This is a genomic window from Breznakia pachnodae, assembly GCF_030814225.1.
In the GTDB taxonomy this organism is placed as follows: Bacteria; Bacillota_I; Bacilli_A; order Erysipelotrichales; family Erysipelotrichaceae; genus Breznakia; species Breznakia pachnodae.
The window spans coordinates 851,992-878,978 of the sequence record NZ_JAUSUR010000001.1; the positions used below are offsets into that span (position 1 = coordinate 851,992).

At 32.6% G+C, this 26,987-nt stretch carries 20 protein-coding genes; 10 read left to right on the forward strand and 10 right to left on the reverse strand.

Annotated features, from left to right (window positions below):
- Positions 1-18: 18 nt before the first annotated feature.
- Complete coding sequence (locus J2S15_RS04175; RefSeq protein ID WP_307405760.1) at positions 19-1,215, reverse strand: PucR family transcriptional regulator; 1,197 nt, start codon at positions 1,213-1,215, stop codon at positions 19-21.
- A 125-nt stretch (positions 1,216-1,340) separates the two neighbouring features.
- On the opposite strand from J2S15_RS04175, the gene J2S15_RS04180 reads away from it, so the two are divergent.
- Positions 1,341-3,275, forward strand: a complete 1,935-nt coding sequence (locus tag J2S15_RS04180; protein WP_307405762.1) for an NAD(P)/FAD-dependent oxidoreductase — start codon at positions 1,341-1,343, stop codon at positions 3,273-3,275.
- Between the two features lie 80 nt (positions 3,276-3,355).
- Here the strand turns inward: J2S15_RS04180 and J2S15_RS04185 are convergent, their stop codons facing one another.
- The 6 genes from J2S15_RS04185 to J2S15_RS04210 all read right to left on the reverse strand — a co-directional run bounded on the left by J2S15_RS04185 (position 3,356) and on the right by J2S15_RS04210 (position 11,448).
- Positions 3,356-4,138, reverse strand: a complete 783-nt coding sequence (locus J2S15_RS04185; protein ID WP_307405763.1) for a MerR family transcriptional regulator — start codon at positions 4,136-4,138, stop codon at positions 3,356-3,358.
- Positions 4,139-4,319: 181 nt separating this feature from the next.
- Positions 4,320-5,132: a rhamnulose-1-phosphate aldolase gene (gene rhaD, locus J2S15_RS04190; RefSeq protein ID WP_307405765.1), complete on the reverse strand. Its 813-nt coding sequence runs from the start codon at positions 5,130-5,132 to the stop codon at positions 4,320-4,322.
- A gap of 1 nt (position 5,133) precedes the next feature.
- Entirely contained in the window at positions 5,134-6,387 is a 1,254-nt protein-coding gene (locus J2S15_RS04195; protein WP_307405767.1) for an L-rhamnose isomerase, read from the reverse strand.
- On the reverse strand, positions 6,365-7,774 hold the full coding sequence (locus J2S15_RS04200; protein ID WP_307405769.1) for a rhamnulokinase: 1,410 nt from the start codon (positions 7,772-7,774) through the stop codon (positions 6,365-6,367). The genes J2S15_RS04195 and J2S15_RS04200 overlap by 23 nt, the downstream gene beginning before the upstream one ends.
- A gap of 72 nt (positions 7,775-7,846) precedes the next feature.
- A complete protein-coding gene (locus J2S15_RS04205) occupies positions 7,847-10,384 on the reverse strand; it encodes a hypothetical protein (RefSeq protein WP_307405770.1) in 2,538 nt (845 codons plus the stop codon).
- 89 nt (positions 10,385-10,473) lie between these two features.
- Entirely contained in the window at positions 10,474-11,448 is a 975-nt protein-coding gene (locus J2S15_RS04210; protein ID WP_307405771.1) for an AraC family transcriptional regulator, read from the reverse strand.
- 332 nt (positions 11,449-11,780) lie between these two features.
- Here J2S15_RS04210 and J2S15_RS04215 point away from each other — a divergent pair, with 332 nt between their 5' ends.
- A complete protein-coding gene (locus J2S15_RS04215; RefSeq protein ID WP_307405772.1) occupies positions 11,781-12,344 on the forward strand; it encodes a type III toxin-antitoxin system ToxN/AbiQ family toxin in 564 nt (187 codons plus the stop codon).
- Positions 12,345-12,411: 67 nt separating this feature from the next.
- Here J2S15_RS04215 and J2S15_RS04220 read toward each other — a convergent pair whose 3' ends face one another.
- On the reverse strand, positions 12,412-13,785 hold the full coding sequence (locus J2S15_RS04220) for a PTS transporter subunit EIIC (RefSeq protein WP_307405773.1): 1,374 nt from the start codon (positions 13,783-13,785) through the stop codon (positions 12,412-12,414).
- A 320-nt stretch (positions 13,786-14,105) separates the two neighbouring features.
- Between J2S15_RS04220 and rpoN the strand changes: the two genes are divergently transcribed.
- The 8 genes from rpoN (at position 14,106) to J2S15_RS04260 (ending at position 23,893) form a co-directional block, all read left to right on the forward strand.
- A complete protein-coding gene (rpoN, locus tag J2S15_RS04225; RefSeq protein WP_307405774.1) occupies positions 14,106-15,356 on the forward strand; it encodes an RNA polymerase factor sigma-54 in 1,251 nt (416 codons plus the stop codon).
- A gap of 2 nt (positions 15,357-15,358) precedes the next feature.
- Complete coding sequence (locus J2S15_RS04230) at positions 15,359-18,112, forward strand: sigma 54-interacting transcriptional regulator (protein WP_307405775.1); 2,754 nt, start codon at positions 15,359-15,361, stop codon at positions 18,110-18,112.
- A 148-nt stretch (positions 18,113-18,260) separates the two neighbouring features.
- Positions 18,261-18,686 (forward strand): PTS sugar transporter subunit IIA, encoded by a 426-nt coding sequence (locus tag J2S15_RS04235; RefSeq protein ID WP_307405777.1) that lies wholly within the window; start codon positions 18,261-18,263, stop codon positions 18,684-18,686.
- The gene (locus J2S15_RS04240; RefSeq protein WP_307405778.1) at positions 18,680-19,162 is read left to right on the forward strand and encodes a PTS sugar transporter subunit IIB; all 483 of its coding nucleotides are present in this window, start codon (positions 18,680-18,682) and stop codon (positions 19,160-19,162) included. Before J2S15_RS04235 ends, J2S15_RS04240 begins: the two co-directional genes overlap by 7 nt.
- Positions 19,163-19,186: 24 nt before the next feature.
- On the forward strand, positions 19,187-19,984 hold the full coding sequence (locus J2S15_RS04245) for a PTS mannose/fructose/sorbose/N-acetylgalactosamine transporter subunit IIC (protein WP_307405779.1): 798 nt from the start codon (positions 19,187-19,189) through the stop codon (positions 19,982-19,984).
- On the forward strand, positions 19,977-20,798 hold the full coding sequence (locus J2S15_RS04250; RefSeq protein ID WP_307405780.1) for a PTS system mannose/fructose/sorbose family transporter subunit IID: 822 nt from the start codon (positions 19,977-19,979) through the stop codon (positions 20,796-20,798). The genes J2S15_RS04245 and J2S15_RS04250 overlap by 8 nt, the downstream gene beginning before the upstream one ends.
- 8 nt (positions 20,799-20,806) lie before the next feature.
- Entirely contained in the window at positions 20,807-21,883 is a 1,077-nt protein-coding gene (locus J2S15_RS04255; RefSeq protein WP_307405781.1) for an SIS domain-containing protein, read from the forward strand.
- A 57-nt stretch (positions 21,884-21,940) separates the two neighbouring features.
- Positions 21,941-23,893: a Gfo/Idh/MocA family oxidoreductase gene (locus tag J2S15_RS04260; RefSeq protein ID WP_307405783.1), complete on the forward strand. Its 1,953-nt coding sequence runs from the start codon at positions 21,941-21,943 to the stop codon at positions 23,891-23,893.
- 23 nt (positions 23,894-23,916) lie between these two features.
- On the opposite strand, the gene J2S15_RS04265 is transcribed toward J2S15_RS04260, so the two are convergent.
- Positions 23,917-26,193 carry an ABC transporter permease gene (locus J2S15_RS04265; RefSeq protein WP_307405784.1) on the reverse strand — a complete coding sequence of 759 codons (2,277 nt, stop codon included), beginning with the start codon at positions 26,191-26,193 and terminating at the stop codon, positions 23,917-23,919.
- Positions 26,193-26,897: an ABC transporter ATP-binding protein gene (locus tag J2S15_RS04270; protein ID WP_307405785.1), complete on the reverse strand. Its 705-nt coding sequence runs from the start codon at positions 26,895-26,897 to the stop codon at positions 26,193-26,195. Before J2S15_RS04270 ends, J2S15_RS04265 begins: the two co-directional genes overlap by 1 nt.
- Positions 26,898-26,987: the final 90 nt, after the last annotated feature.

The window sequence follows — 26,987 nt, forward strand, 5'->3', positions numbered from 1 at the left end:
TACAGCACTTTTAGTTGCTTAATAGTATATATAAAAATTACATAATAACTGAGTAATTACTTTCTTATCTTTTAGATTTAAAGAAGTAATTTCCTGTATTTTATCCAATCGATACAATAAACTGTTACGATGAATATTCAGAATCTGACAAGTATCTTGAGATGAACATAATTGTTTTATGTATATTTCTAATGTGAACATATAATTACTATTATATTCTTTATCATAATCCTTCAATACTTCTAATGCAGGAAGTAAGTAAAGATTATTCTCATCTGATTTTTGAATCTGTGTAAACAAATCTTCTACAGCAACATCTTTGAAGAAGCAGTAATCATGATTATCTGTAAAACTATGAGCATGAATTGCCTGCTGTTTAAACGTTAGAATATCATGAATAGAAGTAAAATAATTACTGATACCAAAAGAAAGATCCACAACCTTTGTCTGATTTAAAATTGGTTTCAGTCGTTTCTGAATAAAGGAACGCAAATCCGTCCCTTTTACATCTGTAAATAATAAGTATAAATGATTATCATCTAATATAGGATGAATATAATCCAAACGATTCACATGGTTGAATAATTGATAAAGATATACTATTTCATTCGACTTATCAATTACACTAGTATATGCAATTACAAATCCACCATTTAGTTCTGTAATTGATTTAATAATATGATTCTTTAAATCTTCTCTTCTTATATCATTGTTTGCGAAGATATCTTGTAAATGAAAATACATATCATTATTAGGAATATGAGGAACTATATGCTTGGATAGATATAAACTAAGAAATTTAATTAATATCTCAATTCTTTCAAATTCATCATCACTTACTTTTCGATCGGTTAACAATACACAAATATATCCAACTACTTTCTCTTCGAAACGAATACTAGCTACGATTCTTTGAATTCTCTCACCAATTCCATAATCGATATAAATAATGTTATCATTTTGATCCAATGCTTCTTGATATCTATCTTTTTGAATCAAATACACCATCTCTGGAATTACCGTCTTATGCTTCAACATCGAATCCCATAACTCATCCTGATAATATTGCTGAGGAACCTGCATTACAACATTATAATTGTTATCGCAGATTACAAAAGGAAGTTCAAGTATCGCTTGAATTGTTGATTGTAAATTATCAAAGTTATTATCTTGAATTGCTGTTAACAGCACCTCATATATCATTTGTGTTTTCATAATCAAATCATACCTTATTTCACGCTATTGTGCAATTGCACAATATGTTCTCCATATTTTAATTATATGCACATTGTTTATATTTTCACAACTGTTTATGATATAGATAAGGAGGTATTTCTTTTATGAAATATGATGCATTGTTTACACCTTTCTCAATCGGTAAAATGGAAGTGAAGAATCGACTTGTTATGAGTCCAATGGGAACAAATTCTTCTCACATTGATGGTACGATTGCAGATGACGAAATCGATTATTTCGAACGTCGTGCAAAAGGTGGAGTAGGACTAATAATAATGGGGTGTCAATTTTTAAACCCTGAGCTTGCACAAGGATCACTGGAAGGAGTATTACAGAATACCTATGTCATTCCTCAACTAACAAGTGTTGTTGAAGCATCACATCGTTATGGAGCTAAAATCTGCTGTCAGATTAGTTGTGGAACTGGACGTAATGCTTTTCCAAATATGATGGGTGAACCACCATTTTCATCAAGCGAAACACCATGGACATTCAACCCTGAAATTAAATGTCGTAAATTAAGCAAAGACCAAATTAAAGATATTATGAAAGAATTTGCAAACTCAGCAAAAATTGCAATGGATGCAGGTTTTGATGCAATTGAAATTCATGCACATGCTGGTTATCTGGTTGACCAGTTTATGTCACCAGTATGGAATATTCGTGATGATGAATATGGTGGAAGTGCTGAGAATAGAATGCGTTTTCCTTGTGAAATTGTTGAATCAATTAAATCCGTCGTTGGTGATAAGTTACCTGTTATCTTCAGAATCTCTTTAGACCATATGTTTGAAGGTGGAAGAACTTTAGAAGAAAGTATGGAATTAATCAAGATCTTAGAAAATGCTGGAGTCGATGCTCTTGATATTGATAGTGGTTGTTATGAAACAATTGACTATATCTTCCCTAGTGCATATACAGGCGATGCTTGTATGATGTATGTATGTGATGAAGCACGAAAACATGTTTCTATTCCATTAATGAACTCAGGAAATCACACTCCTGATAGTGCATTGGATTTAGTAAGCAATAACAAAGCTGACTTCGCAATGTTTGGTAGACAATTAATTGCTGATCCAGATATGCCTAACAAATTAATGGATGGAGATACTGAAAATATTCGTCCTTGTATTCGTTGTAATGAAGAATGTGTTGGACGTATTGTAACAAGACTTACAAAATTAAGTTGTGCAGTAAATCCAACAGCATGTGATGAAAGAAGATTAGCGCTGGAAGATGCTGATAAAGTCAAAAATGTAGTTGTTATCGGTGCAGGTCCTGGTGGACTTGAAGCTGCTAGAGTCGCTGCACTACGTGGACATAAAGTTGCTGTATATGAGAAAGATGGTAAAATCGGTGGCCAGCTTGCAGTTGCTGCTACACCAAAATTCAAAGACCAATTAAAGAAATTAGTTTCATGGTTCGAATTACAATTAAAGAACCTGGATGTAACAGTTCATCTTAACCACGAAGTTACAATCGATGATGAAATTCTTAAAAATGCTGATGAAATTATTATTGGTAGTGGTGCAACACCAATTGCTCCTAATATCAATGGAATCGATAAGAGTATCAGTGTAATTGATGCACACATCAATAAAGACATGATCAAAGGTGATACCGTAATCATGTGTGGTGGTGGACTATCAGGATGTGATAGTGCCATTGAATTAGCCAGTGAACACAATAAGAAAGTAAAGATTGTTGAAATGGAAGATACAATTGCTAAAGATGTAATGTTCATTAATGCAGCTTCTATCTTTAGAGATTTTGGAAAGTATGGTATTGAACAACATACAAACTCTAAGATTGTGGAAATACTAGATGATGGAGTTATAGTAGAAGACAAAGATGGAAACAAACAAAAAATCGATGGAGATACTGTCATCAGCGCATTTGGTATGTTGCCATCTAATAAACTAGCAAAAGAAATACAAGCAAAATATCCGAAACATACAAACATTATTGGTGATTCGCTGAAAATTGGAAAAGTAGCTGATGCTATTCGCAGTGGATATTATGCTGGAAGTAGAATTTAATTATTACAAGTAAATCAGTCATTATAAAAAACAGGAGCGACAATTATCTTCAATTGTTACTCCTATTTTCAATTATAAATTTATGATTCCATTTCTTCTTCAATAATCTTTATTCTCTCTTCAAAACTTAGCACCTGATAAATCTGATGCAACATCCACATATAACCAAATGGATCCACGAAAAGTGAGTTACTAATTGCGCCATCCATCATTTCTGTTACTGGTTGAATCTCCATACAATTATTCGCAAGTGCAGTTTCGTGCGTTTTCTTAATATCTTCAACTGATATATTAAACCAAATGGTATTTGGATGCTCGGGATCTGGTGCCATAAGTCCATATTCAGGATTTGCATCCAACATATGAAAACGAGTTCCATATAAAGTGAATACCGCTTCATTCTTACCCTCAGGATAATCCGTAGCTTCAATTACTTCAATCTCAAATATCTTTTTGTATAATTCTAAAGCTTTTAAACTATTCTTAACGACAAAATCTATTTCTGTACCTTTAATCACTCTTTTTTCCTCCTTAAGTAATTTCATCTGTTCTTCTAATTTTTTAATCTTCTTCTGTTCATTTTTAATCGTAGTATAAGATTGTTTTTTCTTACTCTCTAAAACAGATATCAAAAATGAGGTATCCTTTGCATGTTCAAGTGCAGAGTTTATTTCTTCTATCTTAAATCCAGAATCTCTCAGCATTATGATTTGATTCAAATGAGGTATCTGATGTACACTATACATGCGATAACCACTATTCTCATCTGTGTAAGCAGGACTAAAAATCCCACACTCATCATAGTGTCTCAGCATTCGCTTAGACACATTGACAAGTTTAGAAAACTCTCCAATTTTATACATCACATTCCCTCCAAAAGTTATACTATAATTCGAATTACACCTATATCATAAACCTTCACACAATGTGAAAGTCAATAGTAATGTTGATTATATATTTCTACAATATCATACAACAAGGATTTCGTCTCTTTTCACGCAAAAATAGTGACTATACATTTATTTATGTATAATCACTATTTTATTAATCTAAAAACTTATCCGGTAACTCAACATTAAAATCTTTTGCCAATTCTTTGAAGTTATTAGAAGTAATTGTCTGACGTTTTCCTCCCATTGACAAAACTTTTACTAAAATTTCTGCAGATTTCTCTACTGTATCCATTAATCCAAAAGTTAAATCCAAATCTTTACCTGCTGCAAAGGTTCCATGATGTGCCCATATAACTACATCATATTCTCTCATCAACTTTGATGTTTCTTTACCAATTGCATGTCCTCCAGGAACCATCCAATCAACAACACCAATTCCATCTGGGAATACAACTGGACATTCAGTAGCCATTTCCCATAACTCTCTTGTAAATACTTTATCTTCTAAAGGCAAGACAAATGTTAATGCAATAATATTTGTTGTATGGCTATGCATAATAACACGATATTCATTATCTAGCTCTTTTTTTACTGAATGAGATCGTAAATGTGTTGGCAGTTCACTTGTTGGTTTGGCATCTATTAATCCCCAAATAATTCGATATTGTTGCCCAGTTGAATCAATTTGAATAAGTCCACAATTTTCTTTTAAATGAATACTGATGTTTCGTATAAACTTTCCACTTCCTGTAATCAGGAATATTTCATTAGATAAATTTGATAGTGTTTCTCCTATCTCAATCCAATCACTTTGTTCATCTATGTCTTGCTTAACCAATTCCACTTCACCTTTTGTTAAGCGATAACTGATATTACCACCATTGCGTTCATGCCATCCTTTTAACCAAGCATCATTTGTAATTTTTTGGAATTCTTTAATAAAACTTGTATCTTCTACTTTCATATCAGTCTCTCTTTCGCAATACTTCTTGTTCATAGTTCATTACATCTTGATACCATTCATCTTTGATAGGCACATTATTAGTTTCACAATAATAGTTCCATATATCATTGAATGGATATGTTTTTAATTCTTCTTGAATCATCATTAATTGAGTAAAATCTTCTTGATCTTGAAGTTCACTTAATTTTTCATTTGGCTGTAATAAAGCATATAATAACGCTTTTTGCGCATTTCGCATTCCAATCACCCAAGCACCCACACGATTAATACTTGCGTCAAAGAAATCAAGTCCCAGATAGATACGGTCCATTGCATCATTGCGCACAATCTCCTTTGTAATCTCTTTTGTTTCATCATCAAATAAAACTACATGATCACTATCCCATCTTACTGGTCTAGTTAAATGAAGAGCTATCTTATCATGAAATAGCAACATGGAAGATATCTTATCCGATACTACTTCTGTAGGATGGTAATGTCCATTATCCATTAATGGCAAGATTCCTCTTGATAATGCATAATTCATTGTAAACTCACTTGAACCAACCGTATACGATTCCATTCCAATTCCAAACACTTTTGATTCTACACATACTAGTACTTTATCTTCGTCATAACTAACAGAAAGAATTTCATCAAGTGATTCCATAAAACGTTTTCTTGGTGATAAGCGATTTCCTGGAATATCCTTTAATCCATCTGGAATCCAGATATTCATTAAACAATGCGTATCTAATTCATTAGCCAAGTATTCTGATATACGAATACAGGCCTGACAATGTCTAATCCAAAAATCTCTTATATCTTTATCTGAACTCGCTAACGTTAATCCTTCTGCTTTTTCATGAGAGAATAGTGTAGGATTAAAATCAATACCAAGTTCTCTTTCTTTTGCAAACTCCACCCACTTTTTAAAATGTTTTGGTTCTATTGCATCACGATCCACTTTCTCTCCATCTTCGAAAATAGCATAACTTGCATGTAAATTGATTCGTTTGGTACCAGGTACCAAAGTAAACACCTTATCCATATCTTCCATTAACTGCTCTGGAGTTGTTGCTTTACCCGGATAATTCCCAGTTGTCTGAATTCCTCCAGACAAAGAGGTTGACCCATCAAAACCAATTACATCATCTCCTTGCCAGCAATGCATTGATACAGGATACGATTGTAATTTCGCTAATGCTTCATCGACATTTATCCCCAAACCTTTATACTCTTTTTTTGCCTCTTCATATTTGTTTTTTGTTCTCATCGTTTCCTCCTTTATGATATTCCAAAATCTGGAATGAATTTCTTATTATATTTCTTCCTTCCTGTAAGTCTTTCACTTCCCCTTTCGCAATCATCTGGGTAAGTAAATTTCCTAATGCAGTTGCTTCTATAGGTCCAGCTAAAACTGTTTTTCCTGTCTTTTCTGCTATCATTTCGTTTAATAGTTTATTCCTACATCCACCACCTACAACATTAATAGTTGAATATGATTTATGAGTGATTCGTTCTATTTCATCTACAGTTTTTTTATAACTGTATGCCAATGAGTTATAAACACAATATGTGAGTTCTCCTACATTCGTTGGTACTATTTGATTGCGTTCCTGAAAGTATTCTTTTATTTCCTCTATCATATTCTGTGGATTTAAAAACCGTTCATCATTGACATCAAATACACCTTCAAATGGATGTTTATATGCTAAGTTAACTAATTCATCAAACGTATAACGATTTGCATACATTCTTGATACTTCTTGAATAATCCATAAGCCCATAATATTTTTTAAAAATCGATATCCTTCATATCCACCTTCATTTGTGAAATTTGCCATTTGAGCATCTTTACTAAGAATAGGATTGTTTATTTCTACTCCCATAAGCGACCACGTTCCTGAACTAATTATGATGCTGCCAACGCCTACACTTGCCATAAACGCTGATGCAGTATCATGAGTTGGTGGTACAATAATTTCACTTTTCAATCCAAGTTCATTTGCTATTTCATCACTTAGATTACCAATTGATGTTCCAGGTTTCACAATCCTCTCAAACATAGAATGATTTACTTTACTAGCATCTAACAACTCAGTTGAGAGTTCGTTTTCCTTTATATTAAATAATTGAGTAGATGTAAGATTTGTATACTCATTCACCATCTGATTACTTAACCTATAGTGAAGATAATCTGGTATCATTAGAAAATGATTTGCTTTTTCTTTTACTTCTTTATCATCACTTTTTAACTGATAGATTGTATTGAACTTCTGATATTGAATACCTGTCAGTTCAAAGATTCGATCAAACTCTATTACCTTAAAATATTCAGGTATATATATATCAACTCGTAAATCACGATAAGCATATACATCCTGTAATCGTTGTTGATTATAATCAAGTAATACATAGTCAACTGCCCATGTATCAATACCCAGAGTCACTGGAACTTTACCTGCAGTTACGCAAGCTTTTATCCCCTTCTTTACTTCATCAAAGAGATAATCTATATCCCAATACTTATGTCCATCTTTTTCTATCATCTCATTGGTAAATCGATACACTTCTTCAATTATTATTCGGTTATTATCCATATAGCCAAGAATGTGTCTTCCACTTGATGCACCAATGTCGATTGCTAAATGATATTTCATTGCTTCACCTCTCCTTTAGTATAAAAAAAAACAACTCACATTCTAATAACGCAAGTTGTTTTTTCTATTAACCTAATTTGCAATTTTCTTATACAAGCCAATTGTTCCTACAATCCCCATTGGTTCCAATGGCAGATATTGTGAGAATGCATCACGCTGATTTCTTGAAAGGTTATTAGTTACGATAATCTCAATCGTATTATTGCCTACTTCACAAGCTTTTGAAATATCAAACACATACTCAGGGGCAATCTTCACTCCACAGTTTTTACCATTCACAATTACTTCCACTATTTCATATACTTCACTAATTTGCAGAAGTACATCTGTTTCTGCCAAGTCAACTGTAAACCTGTACTTCATATTTCCACTAAAACGAGGATATTGATCACCAAAGTATGCTAATTCTTTCAAATCAAAAGTCTCTGAATACTCCTTATCAGTATAAGCTTTTAAGGATACTTCAATATCATTTGTTATATCAATAATTTTATCTCCCATAACTGCTTGCTTTTCTTTACTCATTCCACTAACAAGCACAAGCATTTCATATGGTTTTAAGTGTAAATCGAACACAATCTCATTATTTATCTTTTGATAATCTAATTGGTATGTTCTATTTTCATAGGCATCATAAATCATTAAGTCACTTGATGCCTTTAAAGACACTGTTGTATGAATATCCTTCATTATATCTTCATTATTAAATAAGAATACATCTCCATCTTCTTGCACATAATGATAGAAGGTAAGATTTTTTTCGTCACTCTCTAACTTGATTTCGCTACTAGATTTCAAGGTCTTTGCAATCTTTGAAAGTGGTAAAACAGTACCAAATTCTTTTGTAATATTGCCAGGGAAATAATCAGTAAATATAACCTCTATTGTACTAGATAATTCCTCTAATTTCTTTAATAAAACATCTGGCAACTGTTTTGCTGCTGGAACAATTAATGTATGAAATCCAAATCCATTAATATAGTATTTTCCATCTTTTAACTGTGCATCATTCAGATAATCCTCGCTGATTACATTACAGTCAATTTGATGTTGTTGCAGTTCTTTTAAAACTTTCTGCATATACATCGTTCCACCTGACCACTCAGCAAATGCATGATATAAAACTCCTACTTCACATTTCTGATATCCATCATTCAACAAATTGCATAAACGATTAGTATATCCACTCCAATAATGGAAGTAAGGAAACTGTGGATTGTTTCCATTTGCATAAAAATGAGGAGGACAATCCCAGTCAGGAAATTCCTTAGGATCAAATGCATGAGGAACGATTAGGTTCACACCATGAGCTAGCATATGGTTCGTAATCCATTTCATCATCTTGAGTCCTTCAACCCAACCATATGCACCGAATGCTTCACACATCAAGATTCCACGTTTATCTGCTTCTAATTTAGCAGCTGATGCTCCCATCTTACATAATGCATAATGGTAAAACTCTCCATCACTTCCTCCTGTTGAGAAAGCATCATGATGATAATCCATTCCTGGAATAATCTGACCACCAATGACATCAATACCTGCCATGCTTTGTCCAGCAATCCCTCTGAAGTAGTGTCCTGGTCCATAACCTAACCTAGCATGAACATTATTATCTTCAATCACATGACCTACATAGTCAACACCTTTTTCTTTACACCAGTTTCCTAGTACCTTAGAAAAATTATCACTATATAATTGACTAACAACATTCATATATTCAAAGCGAGTATTATTTGCCTGCTCACTTTTACCTTTGAATAAAAACACTAAATCAGTATCACTGATGTGCTCTAGTTCTTGTTGAATGTTATCATTCCATGGTAACACCATATCAGTTTTTCCAATAATTGCTTCTGTTCCTTTGATATTTCCAAAACGCGGTTCATCTGAAAAGAAACCAACTATCGTCTTTCCAAAGTCATCTTTAAAATGCTCATAATGTTTTTCATATACTTCATTCAGTAATATCTGTGTTGCTTCTTTACGAGTAGGATCCAAATAATCTTTTGTTGTTTCTTCTCCACCATAAGTTGTCTTATAAACAACAAAGATACTATAATGTTTTGCATCCAAATCTAATGTAAGCATTCCTTCTTTCAAGTATTCTGTAACATCACATAAACTATCCTCTTTAAAGCTATCAGCGCTTTCAAATGAATTTTCAGCTAAAATTACTTTATAGATTTCATCATTCACATAATCAGGATTCTTCATCATTTGACGAAAATCTGCCATATTCATCATATTAATTTCAGCCTTACGTAATGGGCCAACAATATCAAATCTACGCATGTTCAAATAACGTTTCTTCAAATCATTAGGTACTTTACCATTTGCATAACCTGTAGGAAACTTTGCATCATCTAAAATCCAAATCTTCATATCACGTTTCTTTGCTTCATCAATAATCAATGTCATTGTTTTCCACCAACCATCTTCCAAAAACTCTGGATGTGGTCTGGATTCAATACAAAGACTATGAATACCTGATTCATAAATCTTTTCAATATATTCGATTAACTTATCATCTGACTCTCCATGTTGCCAGAAAAAAGGATAGAGATAATTATCATTTCTATTTTCTATATTCTGAATTATTTTTTTCATAATAGTTTCCTCTTTTTATCTATTTCTATAAGTTAATAGTACCAATTCAAACAAAAAAATAGAATATCGAAACTTGTTTCGTTATTATCCTATTTTGTCGCTTTTAACTTCATTCGAAATTCATTTGGAGTCATATGATACTTCCCTTTAAATATCTTATAGAAGTAAGTAATATTCTCATACCCTACTGCTTCCATTACATCCACAACTGCCATATTGGTTGTCTTTAATAAGCTCTCACTATTTTTCAAACGTTCATTTTGAACCAGTTGTTTAAATGTAGATCCTGTATGCTTCTTTATAATCTTACAAATTTTATAATCTGGCTGATGAATCTGTTTTGATAAAACCTTTAATGACCCTTCTTTATAGTTGGTATTAATATATTTTAAAATAGAACTACTAATCAGTTTTTCATAACTTTCATTTCGATAGGCTTCAATCTGGTCAGGGCGATTGATTAGTTCTGTAAGTAATAATCCTACTAATAACTTAAGTGTTAAGTCATTATTCATCTGTGGACGATATATTTTGGTAATAATATTCGCCACAATATCTCGAACTTCTTCATTAACAGCTGTTTTAAATACTAAAAACTCACCACTATTATCATAAGAATATAATGCCTGAAAAATAAAATTAAACACTTCATTTTGCTCATCTACCATTGATGATAAAAACTCTAAGAATTCAGGACGAATAATAAAATTAAAGATGATATCATCTTCACCAGTAAACTGAATTTCATGTTCAATGTTCTGATTCAATAATATAAGTTCTCCCTGTTGTATAGTGACTTCTTTCTCCTCAATCTGATGAGTCATACTTCCACTATATACATAGGAAAGTTCAATATAATTATGACGGTGTTTTGGATACTGAGCGAAACGAGCATGCTTACGCACAGACAGTAACTGATTTTTACTAAGCATTTTATTATAGTCAATTACATTTGATTTTTCACTTAAATAAATAGAGCGATCAACAATATACTTTTTATTAAGATTATCGATTTCTTCATCTGTAAATGTAATAAGTTCATCTAAAACATCTTGTGGTATCATAATGCTCCTCCAATCATCTTTTATTCATATCTTTATTCTACCACAATCGTCAATAATCGAAGATAGTATACGTTATTTTCCATAAAAGTCCTAAATATTTAGTTAGCAAAAATCATATTAAAATTTAGAATCAGCCGTTGATTTTCGAATCAAATCAGTTATAATGTAAGTATAGTTATTTGGTGTTTCTCTACCACATAGTGAGAGCGTTAAAATCGGTGTTTCTCTACCATACAGTGAGAGCGTTAAAATAGGTGTTTCCCTACCATAAAGTGAGAACATTGAAGAGGATTTATCCTCTTTTTTGTTTATATACATATTGGAGGGATTTTATGAAATTATATTATGTGCAAAATGATTACATCCATTTCTTAAATAAAGAAGGAGATAACAGAATTTGTATCAATGAGAAAGATGGAAGTAAGAGAGTATATTTTGGATTTTTATTATCTATAAATAATTATACATATCTTATTCCATTAAGCTCAGCGAAAGAAAACAAGGATTACAAAACTGATAAAGTAAATAATAAAGGTTATGAAAGTCATAAACTATTGAAACCTATGCGAACTGTGCCTGTTGTTTTCATTACTGAACAACGTTTTGATGGAAGTCTACATGTAATATCAAAAATATTATTTAGCAATATGTTTCCTGTTTCAATAACCGATTGTATGGAAATCAATATTAACAAAATAGAAGACTACAAGAAGAAAAGTTTATTACAAAAAGAACTTAACTTTATTAGAGCAAATAAAAAATTTCTCACAAAGAACTTCAACCTCATTTATAAGTTAAAGTCTTCCAATAGAAATGACTTGGGATACATAAGAATTGCTACAGTTGATTTCAAATTGTTGGAATCAAAATGTGATGAGTGGAATTCGAAAAAGTAGTATTTCATCACTTGTGATTTAACCAACAAGACGAAAAAGCCGATCCAAATTGAATCGACTTTTCATTTTATTTATCTCGATCTGCTACAACAAATGTAATTGCTCCTGCTACTGCAAACGCAAGTAATGCACATGCAATAAATCCATAGAAACTGATATCCAATCCCTCAGGATTGATCATAGCTGGAAATCTGAATAATCCATCACCAGCAAAGGTATACATTTTACCACCTAGAGCAGCTAGGATTCCTCCTGCAATTCCTCCACCAATCCAAGCTGCTGCAAAGCACTTGATTTGTGGTAATGCAATTGAATAAATTGTAGGTTCTGTTACTCCACATAGACAAGAAGCCATACCACCAAACCCAATTGATTTCTTTTCTGGATCTTTCATCTTTAACGCATAACCAAGTGATACACCAGCTAATGCCCATACAGTTAAACCTAAGATTGCATTAATTGGATCATATCCCATGGTAAATATATTATTTAATAATACTGGAATAAATGCAGCATGTAGTCCTAGCAATACCATTAACTGCCAGAATGCTCCAAATAAGATTCCACCAAGAATTGGACTAAAGTTAAAGATTCCTACTACTGTATCTGATAATACAGTTGATACTGTATTCATAACTGGACCAATTGCTAGCCAGCTTAATGGAACTACTATAATCAATACGATTGTTGGAACTATCATTAACTGTAACATTGTTGGAACAATTTTTTTCGCAAACTTTTCCACCCATGATGCAACATAAGATGCTAATAAAATAGGAAGTAATGTTTGTGTATAATCTACATATGTAAGAGGAATACCCAAGAATGTTAATTGTGCCTCTCCACTCAGTGCAGTTGCAAGTGATGGATAAACCAGTGCAGCCCCAATCGCTGCGGTAACATATTGATTACATCCAAATACTTTACCAGCTGTAAACCCAACAATAATTGGCAGGAAGTACATTACTGAATCAGCAGCTGCATATAATACCTGATATGTTCCACTAGCATCTGATAACCACCCAAATGTAGTACATGTAACTAAAATACCTTTAATAATTCCACCAGCAATTAATGGTCCAATCATTGGTAATATACATCCACTGATTGCTTTAAACAAACGATTGAATACTGTATCTTTCTTACCATCATCTGTTTTTTCAACTGGTTGATCTTCTTCACTGATTCCTAATACTTTACGAACAAATGGTGTAACTTCACTAACTTCAGTTCCAATAATTACTTGATATTGTCCCCCTTTGTTCATAACTCCTTTGACTCCTTTAACTGCTTTTACTTCAGTTTCATCAACGATTGAGTCATCTTTTAAAGTAAATCGTAATCTTGTCATACAGTTTGTAACACTTGTTATATTTTCTTTTCCTCCAACTGCTGCAACAACTTCCGTTGCCAGTTGTGTATAGTCCTTATTTTTTGCCATATAGTTCTCCTTATAGATTTATATATTCCCTATATCGATTGTCTTCGTGGTACCTTTGACAATCACAGTATATCAAAATGTAAACGCTTAATTAATAACGCAGTTTGTTTTGAAATTATCCTTTTTTGCAATCACTATAGAAAGTCAAAAACACAGTGTTTATGCATATTATTCCTTATCCATTACTATTATCATACTATGAAATTGCAATTTCTTTTATCCTTTTTAGAGAAGTAATGTTACAAATATTACGATATCTTTAAAATCAGTTTTGACAATTCACTCATTTATTGAAATAATATCAATGAGATAAAGTAAGTATGACAAAGACAAAAACCGAAATTTTAATCACGCAAAAACAAAAGCTGAACTTATCACTACAGATGAAACAGTCGCTTTTTATTATGCAGTTGAATCGCATTCAACTAAAAGACTATATCAAAGAACAGTTAGAAGAGAATCCCCTTTTAGAAGTTGAAGAAACTTATTTTAGTGATCATTCACAGGATTTTATTCAAGCTGATTTTTATCAGGAAGACAATTCCTTAGTTAGCATTCTGTTGGAACAACTTTCTTACAGTGATATTAAGAATAAAAATTTAGGAGAATATATTATCTATTCACTAAATGAACAGGGATACTTAAGCGAAGCATTTGCAACAATTGCTAAAGTAAACAAAACAACTGTCAAAGAAGTAAAACAGGTAGTTAAAGTAATTCAGCAGTTTGAACCATTAGGGGTTGCTTCCAAAGATATGTATGAAGCATTGATAGTTCAAGCAGAAACACTTTATCCAAAAGATCAATTGTTACCTGTAATCATCAAATATCATTTAAGTGATATTGCTGAAAACAAGTTATCAATAATAATTGAAGAAACTAATTCTTCCAAGGAAGAATTATCTGATAGTTTAAAGAACTTAAGAACACTAGAACCAAGACCTGGAAATGGGTATACGCATCAACCTACTGTATTTATTGAACCAGATATTGAGTTTATAGTAGAAGATGACCATATACAGGTAAAACTATTAAATATACCAAAAATAAATATCAAAAATATTTACAACAATCAAAAGACATTAGATGCAGAAGATAAGAAGATAATACAAAATTTTATTCGTGATGGTAAGCAACTAATTGATTTTTTAAATAAAAGAAATCTTTCTTTACTATCTATTGTGGATACTATGGCAGATACACAATCTGCTTCCCTGATAGAAGACCAACCACTTCAACCTTTGCGTTTAAAAGATATTGCGGAAAACTGCAATATGCATTTATCAACTGTATCAAGAATTATAAAGAATAAGTATTTCTTATTTCATAATCAAATTTATCCACTGCATATCCTATTATCTAAAAAGACAAAAGATGGATCATCAGTTGAACAAGTAAAACATTTGATTGATTCATTAATAAAAAACGAAGAAAAACCTTTAAGTGATCAAAAATTATACACACTAATCACTAACCAGGGTATTCAGTGTTCACGTAGAGCAATTTCTAACTATCGAAATGAACTTGGATATCCCTCATCCTATTTAAGGAAAAAACATGAAGAGAGGTAAACATGAATACAAAAGAAAAAGTTTATATATACATAGAAGAAAACTATCAGTCAATTAACTGGGAAGACTTGCATACCTTTAGTGCCTCAGCAATTGCAGAACAGTTTAATGTCAGCCGTAATGTTGTATCACAATATCTGAATGAATTAGTCGAAGAGAAACGACTAATAAAAATAAACAGCAGACCAGTAATATTCGTGCCACGAATATTAGTAACAAATAATTATGAAGTATTAGAGGACACCTATCCTTCATTAGAAAAACTTCAGGAAGATATTGCAGCAAAGAAAAACAAGTCAAAATCATTTACGAAACTAATTGGACATGAAGGAAGTTTGAACTATTTGATTGACCAATGTAAATCTGCAGTTACCTATCCTGATGGTGGATTGTCTACCCTATTACTTGGTGTAACTGGTGTTGGAAAGAGTCTGATTGCTCAAACCATGTATGATTATGGTGTAGAAAAGAGTGTCTTTGCCAAGGACAGTCGTTTTATTGCGGTAAACTGTTCAGAATATGCAGATAATCCAGAACTGTTCTTAACCAACCTATTTGGAAATGTAAAAGGTGCTTATACTGGTGCCAGTCAGGAAAGAAAAGGTTTACTTAGTTTAGCCGATGGTGGTGTTCTATTCTTGGATGAAATTCACTGCTTGCGTCCTGAGTGTCAGGAAAAACTTTATCTGTTTATGGATAAAGGAATTTATCATATGATTGGTGATAATGAAAAATGGTATTCTTCTAAAGTATTTATTATTTTCGCAACTACTGAAGATCCACAAATCTCATTATTAAAACCACTAATGAGAAGAATTCCGATTACTTGTAAGATTCCTTCATTGGCACAACGACCAAAACAGGAAAAGAAAGAACTGTTACATTTCCTATTATCAGATGAATCAAAGAAAATCCAAAAAGAAATTGCAATCTCACAAAGGGTTTACAATCTACTAATTGATTATGAATTCAATGGTAATATTGGTGAAATGAAAAACCTGGTAAAAGTATTAGCTGCATCAGCACTAATGGAACATACCCGTTTAAATAAACAAGATGACTGTATTCAAATTGATTTACAACACTTACCTGACTATATTATTCATGAAGTTGCTGAGAATATGAATCTATTGCAATTAGATAATGATACATTCTTAAAGCTATCTGAAATCCATCTTGCTCAAAATAAAGAAAAGCAATTGTATATCTTTAATGAGCATATGATTGAAAACTATAAAAAGATTCAAAAGGAAAATGAATCGTACTTCCAGTTCATTGATAATGCAAAAGCGATTCTTCGTGTTTATTTGGATGAACTAACATTTACTGAAGAAGGTAAAAAGAACGTAAATGAAGTATTGTATCAAAGTCTGTTTGAAAACATACGATTAAAAATATCGCAAAAATTTAGAATTTCCTTAACTAACACAGAAGTAATCAGTTTAAGTAAATTATTATATGATTATCGAATTGACATCAATTCCTGTACCTCTCTTTATAACGAAGAAAAACAAATAATCCTAGATTGCTTAGAGTATATTAAAAAACAAGACTTTGAAAATTATAATATGACACAAGAAATCTTACAGATTATTAGTAACAGTATCAATATAGAATTTAACTCTTTAGGAATTCTTGACTTCTATGTCTACCTGAAGACAATGACTGGTGTAGAAAAGAAGAAGGAAACCCATGGTATTGTATTGGCACATGGATACTCCACAGCCAGCAGTATTACCACAACTGCGAATCATATGCTGGGAAGCTATGTCTTTGATGCCATTGATATGCCAATGGATTTACAGGCAACTGATATTGCAGCTAAGTTAAATGCGTATATTCATTCTCAACCCAATATCAGTAATATTGTAATGCTGGTAGATATGGGATCCCTAGAAGAAATCTATAAGAATATTAATACTAATGAATCTGTAAATATTGTGATTTTTAATAATGTTACTTTAAAGTTAGTACTTGATATTGGATTTATGATTACAAGAAATGAATCAATTACACAAATCATGAATACAGTAGAAACAACAGATTATCAGAATCGACATATTTATATTGAAACCAAAAGAAAAAATAAGGCAATTATTACGGTATGCCCTACAGGAATTCAGACTGCTGAAAAACTATCACAATTGTTGCAGGATAGTTTACCTGAAGAAGTGGATATGGAAATTATTGCCCATGAGTTTAGTGAAATTCAGAATAACCAAAAGAATTCAGATATTTATGAACAGTATGATGTTCAATATATTGTAGGTACTGCTAATCCACTGGATGATAAAGATTCTTATATTCCAGTAGAGGAATTAATTGAAAAACAGAATATGGATAAGATTCAATTATTATTCAATACAGTGTTAACTGATGAACAAATTGATAAGTTCTCACATAACCTATTACGTAACTTCTCGTTGCAAAATTTATTAGAGTATCTGACAATCTTAAATCCAGAAAAAATTGTAAGTTATACTGAGGAAATTATAAAGGAACTTAAAACAACAATGAATCCTGCTTTAACTAGTAGTACCGTTGTAGGATTGTATATTCATATCAGTTGTTTAATTGAGCGACTCATAACAGATAACTATATTACGAAGTATGATCAGCTAGATTCTTTCATTAAGGAAGAAGCAGAGTTTATTGAGATTGTTAAAAACAGTTTCAAGAATCTGGAAAAACACTATTGTGTAGAAATACCAATTAGTGAAATTGCATATATCCATGATCACATTTATCGTAAGTAGTGTCGAAACAATCAACCGACAGTGTCGAAACCAAAAGACTTAAAATGTTTTTTGGTTTTTTATATCCTTTGTTTATCGATACTTTTCGTATCAAACATAAAAGTTGGCACGTTTTTTTCTTATATACAGGGTGAAAGGAATGTGAAACATGAATAAGAAGTTAATTTTAGCTTCTCATGGTTGTCTTGCAGAGGGTATGCACAACGCCGCTGAAATGATTGTAGGTAAGAATAAAGATATCTACTCTTATGGATTGGAAACGTACGAAACTCCACAAGCAATTTATGAAGAAGCAAAGAAACTAATTGATGAACATCAAGATAGTTACATTTTTGTGGTTTGTGATTTAAAAGGTGGAAGTGTTTATAATCAAATGATTCAACTAAGTAACATTGACAATGTGTTTGTGATTGCGGGAATGAATCTGGCAATGGTACTAGAACTTGCATTATTATGTCAAATCACAGAAATCAAACAAGATATTCTGCGTATTGTTGAAAACAGCAAAACTGGAGTGGAGTTGTTTGATTTAGAAAAAATGCAAAGCGAAGAAGAGGAGGACAGACTATGGTAGAACTACTTCGTGTTGATGAACGTTTATTACATGGACAGGTTGCAGTTACATGGGTATCTAATTTAGATATCACATCAATCTTAATTGCGAATGATGATGTAGTAACTAACGAAATGTCAAAGATGGCATTAAAGATGGCAAAACCAACAGGTATTAACTTAGCCATCCGCAGTATTGATGAAGGTGCTGCACTATTGAACGATCCAAGAGTAGAAAAATCAAAAGTACTCGTATTAGTAAAAACAGTACAAGATGCTTCTCGATTAATCGAAAAGATAAACGAAAAAGTGGATCATGTAAACATTGGGGGAATCAAACGTAAAGAAGGTAGCAAATTAATTGCACCTGCAGTTTACGTAAATGAAGATGATGTTAACGCACTTAATAAATTAATTGAAATGGTTGATAAGGTAGAATTTAGAATGGTACCATCAGAAAACGCTAAATCTGCAGAGTCAATCATCAAAAACTTTTAAAGTAAATATAGAGGAGGAAATGATATGGACTTATTTACAGCATTACTTATTGCGTTAGTTGTATGGTTATTGATTAGTTTGGAAGCATGGTTGTCATATCCGATGATCAACGTTCCATTAGTAGTTTCACCAATTGTAGGATTGATCCTAGGTGACTTTGAACAAGGGGTTGTCATAGGGGCAACATTGCAGTTAGTATTCTTAGGGGTAATGCAAATTGGAGGTACCTTACCTTCGGATGCAACCTTAGGATCAGCGATTGGTACCGCATTTGCAATTTCTATGGGACAAAGTACAGAGGTAGCATTAACATTTGCTGTTCCTGTGGCATTACTTGGTTCTTTCTTAACATTATTTGGTTACCTGTTACGTGGTTTATTCAATCCATTAGTAGAAAGATTATGTGCTACTGGTAACACAAAAGGACTTGAAAGATTACATGTTGCTTTAGCATTCCTACCAGAATTACCAAAAGGAATTGTTATCTTTGCAGCTCTTTACTTTGGTACTGGATTTGCACAGGATTTAATTGAAATCATCCCACAAACTGTAATTGATGGATTGGATTACGCAAGTGATCTTATGCCAGCCGTTGGGATTGCATTATTATTACGTATGATGTGGTCTAAGAAGATGAGTGTTTACTTCTTCTTAGGAGTAATTCTTGTAGCTTTCTTCAACTTAGAAATGCTTGGAGTAGCTGTTACTGGAGTTGTTATTTCAGTAATTATGTTGTTAGAAAGTAATAATAAAGGTGGAAAAGAAGTGGCACTAGCTACATCTTCTGAAGCTGTAACTGAGGAGGACTTATTCAATGATTAAGGATAGATTTGATATAGCACCAACTGAAAATAAAATGTTGGGAAAAGTGTTTAGAAGAACATTGACATTAAGTAGTACTTATAACTATGAAAGAATGCAGGGTCTTGGTTATGTATATACAATGATTCCAGTAATTGATGAGTATTACACTACAAAAGAAGAAAAGATTGAAGCTTATCAACGTCACTTTGAGTTATTCAATACAACACCTACAATGGGTGGATTCATTACTGGTTTAACTGCATCAATGGAAAAAGAAGCAGTTGCTGATAAAGAATTTGATAAATCATCAATCAATGCAATTAAGATTAGTTTAATGGGACCACTTGCTGGGATTGGTGATTCAATTTTCCAAGGTTCCTTACGTGTTATCTCACTAGGGATTGGGATTTCATTGGCAGCTACTGGTAACCCACTAGGAATCTTAGTTCACCTACTAATTTATAACATTCCTGCAACATTTGTTCGTTACTATGGTGTATTTGCCGGATTTGGTTTAGGTGGTAAATTCATTAAGTCAGCTACTGAAAGTGGACTGTTAGGAAAAATCACCAAAGCAGCTACTACTGTTGGATTAATGACGGTAGGTGCGATGGCATGTACAATGGTTAAATTTAATATTGGAGCAGTGGTGAATATGGAAGGTACAGAAATTGTTGTTCAAGACATTCTTGACTCTATCTTCCCAAAAGCACTTCCATTACTATTAGTATTCCTATGCTACAAAGCAATCAACAAAGGTGCAAAACCAATCGTTATTATGATTCTACTAATGGCGTTTGGTGTAGCTGGTAAAGTACTTGGCTTCTTGTAGGAGTATCTATGGATAGTTTGCGTGATTGTATCAATCGTATTCCTTCTTTGTTAACTAAAATTATTGATAACAAGGAAGTGAATATCGCAGATACACTAAATAAAGAAAAAGCATTTATTAAGAATGCTGATGAATTAGTATATATTGGTTCTGGAACGTCACTTACTTCAATCTCAACTGCAAAGAAATTTGCACAAAAAGTTTCAGGAATCAGAATTAGTATTTATAATCCTAATGAATTTTTAAATGATGAATACATTTATAATCCTAATGCAATTTATATTATTGTTTCTCAAACTGGTAACTCAGTAGTTACCAGAAATGCACTACAGTTCCTTCAAGAAAAAGGATACTGTGTATTTGCAATGAGTGAATCAGCAGATACTAAAATTGCGAAAGATGCAAAGTATCATATTGATATGGGTTGTGGATATGAAGAATATCCAACTCGTACGATTGGTTATACAACAACTGTATTCACATCTATGTTAATTGCAATGCAAGTTGCAATTATAAAAGAAAGCATCACTCAACAAGATTATGATGGTTACATAGAAGAAGCAAAAGCTTCTATCGCAAATCATCGTAATGTTAGTGACAGTACATATGAATGGTTAACATTCAATAAACGTAAAATGTTACGTTCAAGTTGTTTACTATTTGTAGGTAGTGGTGAACTATTACCTGTTGCTCAGGAAGCAGCAGTAAAGGTTTGGGAAATTCCGCAAATACCTGCATTTGGATATGAGACAGAAGAATGTCTTCATGGTCCAAACTATGGATTCAACTCTACTCACTGTGTAATCGTATTGAATGGTGGAGGAGATGATGAATCTAAGATGATGGCTTTAGGAAGATATGTAAAAGATATCTTTAAGAATGGATTCATTATCGGACAACAAGTATACAATGATGAAGATTTATTATTCACACCAAAAAGTGATAACTTTAAATTCATCGAATTCTCAGCAGCAATTCAAATCCTTGCATATCGTTTAGCTGATGATGGTGGTCGTGATTTATATGCACCGCATGATAATAGTGTAATGGAAAGTTACTTCATTACTCACGATGAAAGTAAATAATATTTAAAAGGAAATCAAAACGATTTCCTTTTGTACTATAAAGAATGGAGAAATTATATGAATGAAATTGTAAAAGTATATGAAGATACTTATCTAATCAAAGGTTTTGGCTGTCACTGCTATGTATTGCTTGGAAATCCCAATATTATGATTGATGCGGGATGCAAAGGTGATATTCGCTATTATGCAGAACAGCAACTTAACATCTCAATCACCCATGTAATCAATACCCATAGTCATTTTGACCACACTGGTGGAAATGGATATTTTGATGTTGTGTATATGAGTGAAAAGAGTTCTAAAACCGCTAAGAACTATATGGATGAGAACCCTGCAAATCTACCTATGAATTATGATATTACTTATGTAAGTGATCAGGATATTATCGATTTAGGAAGCAGAAGATTAAAAGTAATTGCTAGTGATGTTCATGCAGAGGGTAGCATCTTCTTATATGACTTAGACAATCATTTATTATTTACAGGGGATGAAATTGATTCTGATCAGATACTATTGCTTCCTAGTTTCGCTCAGAAAGAAGGTCAGTTTCATTCATATAGCGCTTCAAGTATTGAACGATTCAAAGAAATGATGAGGACAATCAAACAAGATTACCCTAATATTAATTATATATTTACAGGACATAATACAACTCCACTCTTATCCTCATTTATTGATGAATTAATTGAGTTAGCAACTAGACTATTGGGTGGTTATATTGGAAATGAGGATTGTTCCAGTAGCACCTACACAAAAAATGATTCACATTATCCTTATGAAAATGCTGGATATCGAAGAGCAACATATAAACATGCAAGCTTAGTTTATAATCACAATTTACTTTGGAAAGTCGATGAAGCATTAGAACAACCTATTGCTACTCCTTTGCATCGTTTATCTGCAACAACTACAAACTATATTAATAATAATTCTAACATAAAGTTTGGTATCACAAGTTATGGGAAAATCACTAAAACTCATCTTCATGCACTTCATAAAATGAATATTCAACCTTACTCTCTACTCACAAGAAAAGCAGATAAAGAAAAAGAAAAAATATTCACTCATGTACATACAAATGCGGATTCTTTCTTTGATGATCATTTGGATATTGTTGATGTATGTGGTGCAAACTATCAGCACTTCCCATATGCATTAAAAGCAATACAAAAGGGATGTGCAGTTTATCTAGAAAAACCCATTGCATTAAATATAAATGAAGCCAAGGTTCTTCTTGAGGAATCACAGAAACAGCAAATAGTAAATGCAGTTGCACTTATCAATCGCTTTAATCCCATTATTGTATTAGCAAGAGATTTGTGTAAAAGTGGAAAACTAGGTAATATCATTAACTTTAAGGCACACTTTTATCACAACAGTTATAACACTATGAATAAATTAATGACCTGGAGACAGAATTTCGCTTTGAGTGGTGGTGGAGCGATTGTTGACCTTGGAGTTCACACCATTGATATTGTTCATTTTCTATTAGGCAATATTGAATCTGTAGTTTCCACATCATCAACTGTTTATAATAAACGGTATGTTGATGATACACACACGACTACAGAAGATAACGATACAGATGAATATACAGCTGTTTTAATGAAAATGGAGAATAATGCCATTGGTATATTAGAATCATCAAGGATATCTAATTCTATTGAAAAGGATCCAGTAATTGAAATCTTTGGTACTAAAGGAAGTGCAATTGTATATGAAGATGAAATCAAATGGCTAGATATCGAAAATAATGCACAACATAATCAAGATGATATTGAACCTTCCCACTTCTATCGCTACCTGATTGATTCTTGTTTACCACAAACCACAATGAATCATTTTGAGACGATGCATTATACAGCACTTCATAACTTTTTGAATATCTATCATAAGAAACACTTCTTTGAGGAAACACCAACCATCAAAGAAGCATATCATGCACAAGCAGTACTTGACGCCATACTTACATCCTGGAAATCAGGAACATGGGAAAAGATACAGGCTTAGACAATATGTCCAAGCCTGTTTTCTTATTCATTTGCTTTTAACGCTGCAACCATATCAATCTTTTTTGCTCGTCGTGAGAACATAATACTAATCACCATTGTAATCACAAAGGTCATTGCACCACACAATATCCATGTTTGTGGTGATATATACATTAAGATATCAATTGCATCCCCCATATCTGCCATAATCACCTTTATCAAAAAGGCTCCAAACAGGAATCCAAATGGTATCCCTACGATTGCCAGATATAAATTTTGTTGGATTAATAACCAACGAATCTTCTTCGTTTTAAATCCTAATACTTTTAATGTTGCAAAGTCTCGATATTTTTCCATAAACGAAATAATACCCAAACAATATAAAACTATAAGTGCCATCAATACAGCGGCAAGAGCTAAGATATAAACTAATAAGTTCATCATCTCTAGTCGTTCATCCATTTCTGTTTCCAGCTGGTTCTGGCTCCATATACTACTGACTCCTTCATAACTATCATCCACTTTATCATTTGTCACAAAGATACTTGGGTAGAATGTATAATCATTTTGTTCAAGAGTTGTTTGAGTCATGCTGATTCCTTGCGAAGTTGGAGCGTAATTAATGTAAGTAATTTCTGAACGAATCCATTCTTCTCCACCATAAATTCTCCAAGAAATCTTATCACCTTCTTCAACACCTAATAAGCTTGCCATCTTCTTACTAATACTTATATCTCCATCTTGGAGTTCTATTACTTCTTTACTTGAATCCAAAACTGAAGTTAATCCATAATCATCTTCATACACGCTAACACTGCCTGTTCTTCTTTGATCATCAGCTTTGATTTCAATTGCCTGTTCCATAATAAATTCACCATCAAGTGAATTATCTAAGTGCATCATCTGTTCACCTGTAACTGTTTCATCAAACTTTAGTTGTGTTTTATAATGACTTAAATCCCTGAACTGCCAATCCATAAAATTATTCATACTGTCTAATATTCCAAATGCACACACTAATAATCCAGTACATCCAGCTATTCCTACTATCGCCATTGCTGATCTTGCTTTATTTCTAAAAATATCTCTTAGATTCCACTGATTAGAAAATCCTAAATGTTTCCAGAACCAGATTCTCTCTACAATACTTTTCTTCATTTTCTTTGTTGCCTGTAGTCGCATACCCTGTGCTGGTGATTCCTTTACATAAGAGCGACAAACTAGATACGTAATAAATGTACACACTAGTACAAGTAGCATTGGTAGTCCTAGAAATGACCATGATAGTATTGGTGACCATGATGGCAGTGCAAATGATGAACTCATTGATGGATAGAATAAGTAAGAAAGTGTAAGTGGTCCTACAATAACACCTAGAACAGCACCAGCTAGTGAGATCACAAAACCATAAGAAAGATAATGAAATAGAATCTTTCGCTTCTTAAACCCTAACGCTTTTAGTGTACTAATAATTGGTCGCTGTGAACTAATCAGACGAATCATTGTTGTTAGTACGGATAAGACTGCAATTAACAGAAAGGCAATTGGAAATATTGAACCCATTGCTTCATGTTGGGCTACTTCACTTGCAAGTGTATTGTATGATGAGTGTTCATCACGTGTTACAATTGCACTCGCTTCACCATTTACAACATCTTCTATCTCGTTTACAGCATCTTTATAATTATCTGTATCCGTTGTAATTAATAATTCTGAATAATAAGATTGCACTTCTTCAGGAAGATTGCTTTTTGATATGTAGGCATAACCATAATTATTATGATTGGGAACTAAGTCACCTTCCTTAATATAATATACATAATCAGGTGCAGTAATTAAAGCTGAAACCTTATAATCCAATTTCATTCCCATTACTTCAAACTCAATCGTATCTCCTACTTTAATATCGTGTGCATCTGCAAACAATTCAGATAAATAGATACCTTCATTATCTTTATCAAACGTATCGCCTTCCATGACATAGGCTTGAGATATCTTATGATCATCTATTGCATTTAGTTTTAACGATGGATTACCTTCCATTGTCATTGTTGCTGATAACTCCAACCGTTTTTCAATACCAGTTACACTATCAAGATTTTCTATCTCTTCTAAGTTATCTTCATTGAAGTTACTACCATATACCCATATATTTGCAGCATTGGTATCATCATAGAAATTCTCTGCAATGGTTTCCATTCCAATATATTCTGCACTTACTCCTGCATAAACAAAGGAACCTAGAAAAACCATTAAGAAAATCGATAAAAACTGTATCTTGTGTTTGAAGATATCACGAAACATCTTTTTTCGTAACATTACCATTCCACCTCATCAATCATTAATGGTTGTTCATTCAGTGTCATCTTTTCAATTTCACCATTTTTTAAATAAATCACTCGATCTGCTGTTTGTGCAATCGTCGCATTGTGAGTAACAATAATTACTGTTTTATTTTCTTCCTTACAAAGATTATGCAACACCTTTAAGATATCTACTCCTGTTTTGGAATCTAAGGCACCTGTAGGCTCATCACAAAGCAACATCAGTGGATCTTTACGAATTGCCCTTGCAATTGAAACACGTTGTTGCTCCCCTCCAGACAACTCTGCTGGGAACTGATGCATCTGTCTCTCTAAATGAACGGACTCCAGAATAGCCTCTGAAGTCCGTTTAGATTTTTTGATATCTTTTGTAATTGAAACATTCTCCAGAGCAGTTAGTGTTGGTATAAGGTTGTAGAATTGAAATACAAATCCTACATTATTCGCACGAAACTCTGTCAGTTGTGCATCATTGTACCCCTCTATGTTAGTTCCCTCCACTAAAATTTCTCCACTACTCGCCTGATCCATTCCACCAAGCAGATTCAGTAATGTTGACTTACCAGCCCCACTGGGACCTAAGATTACTACATATTCACCTTGGTTGATTTCAAAGTTTACATTATGCAAAGCATAGAACTTCTTATCACCTTCACCATATTGTTTACTTACGTTTTTAAACCGTATTAATTCTCTCATAATCATCCTCCTGTAAAAGTTGAAACATATTTCATGTTTTTAATTTACCATTATATTTCTCGTTCGTCAACAAAAAGTTGAAATTAGTTT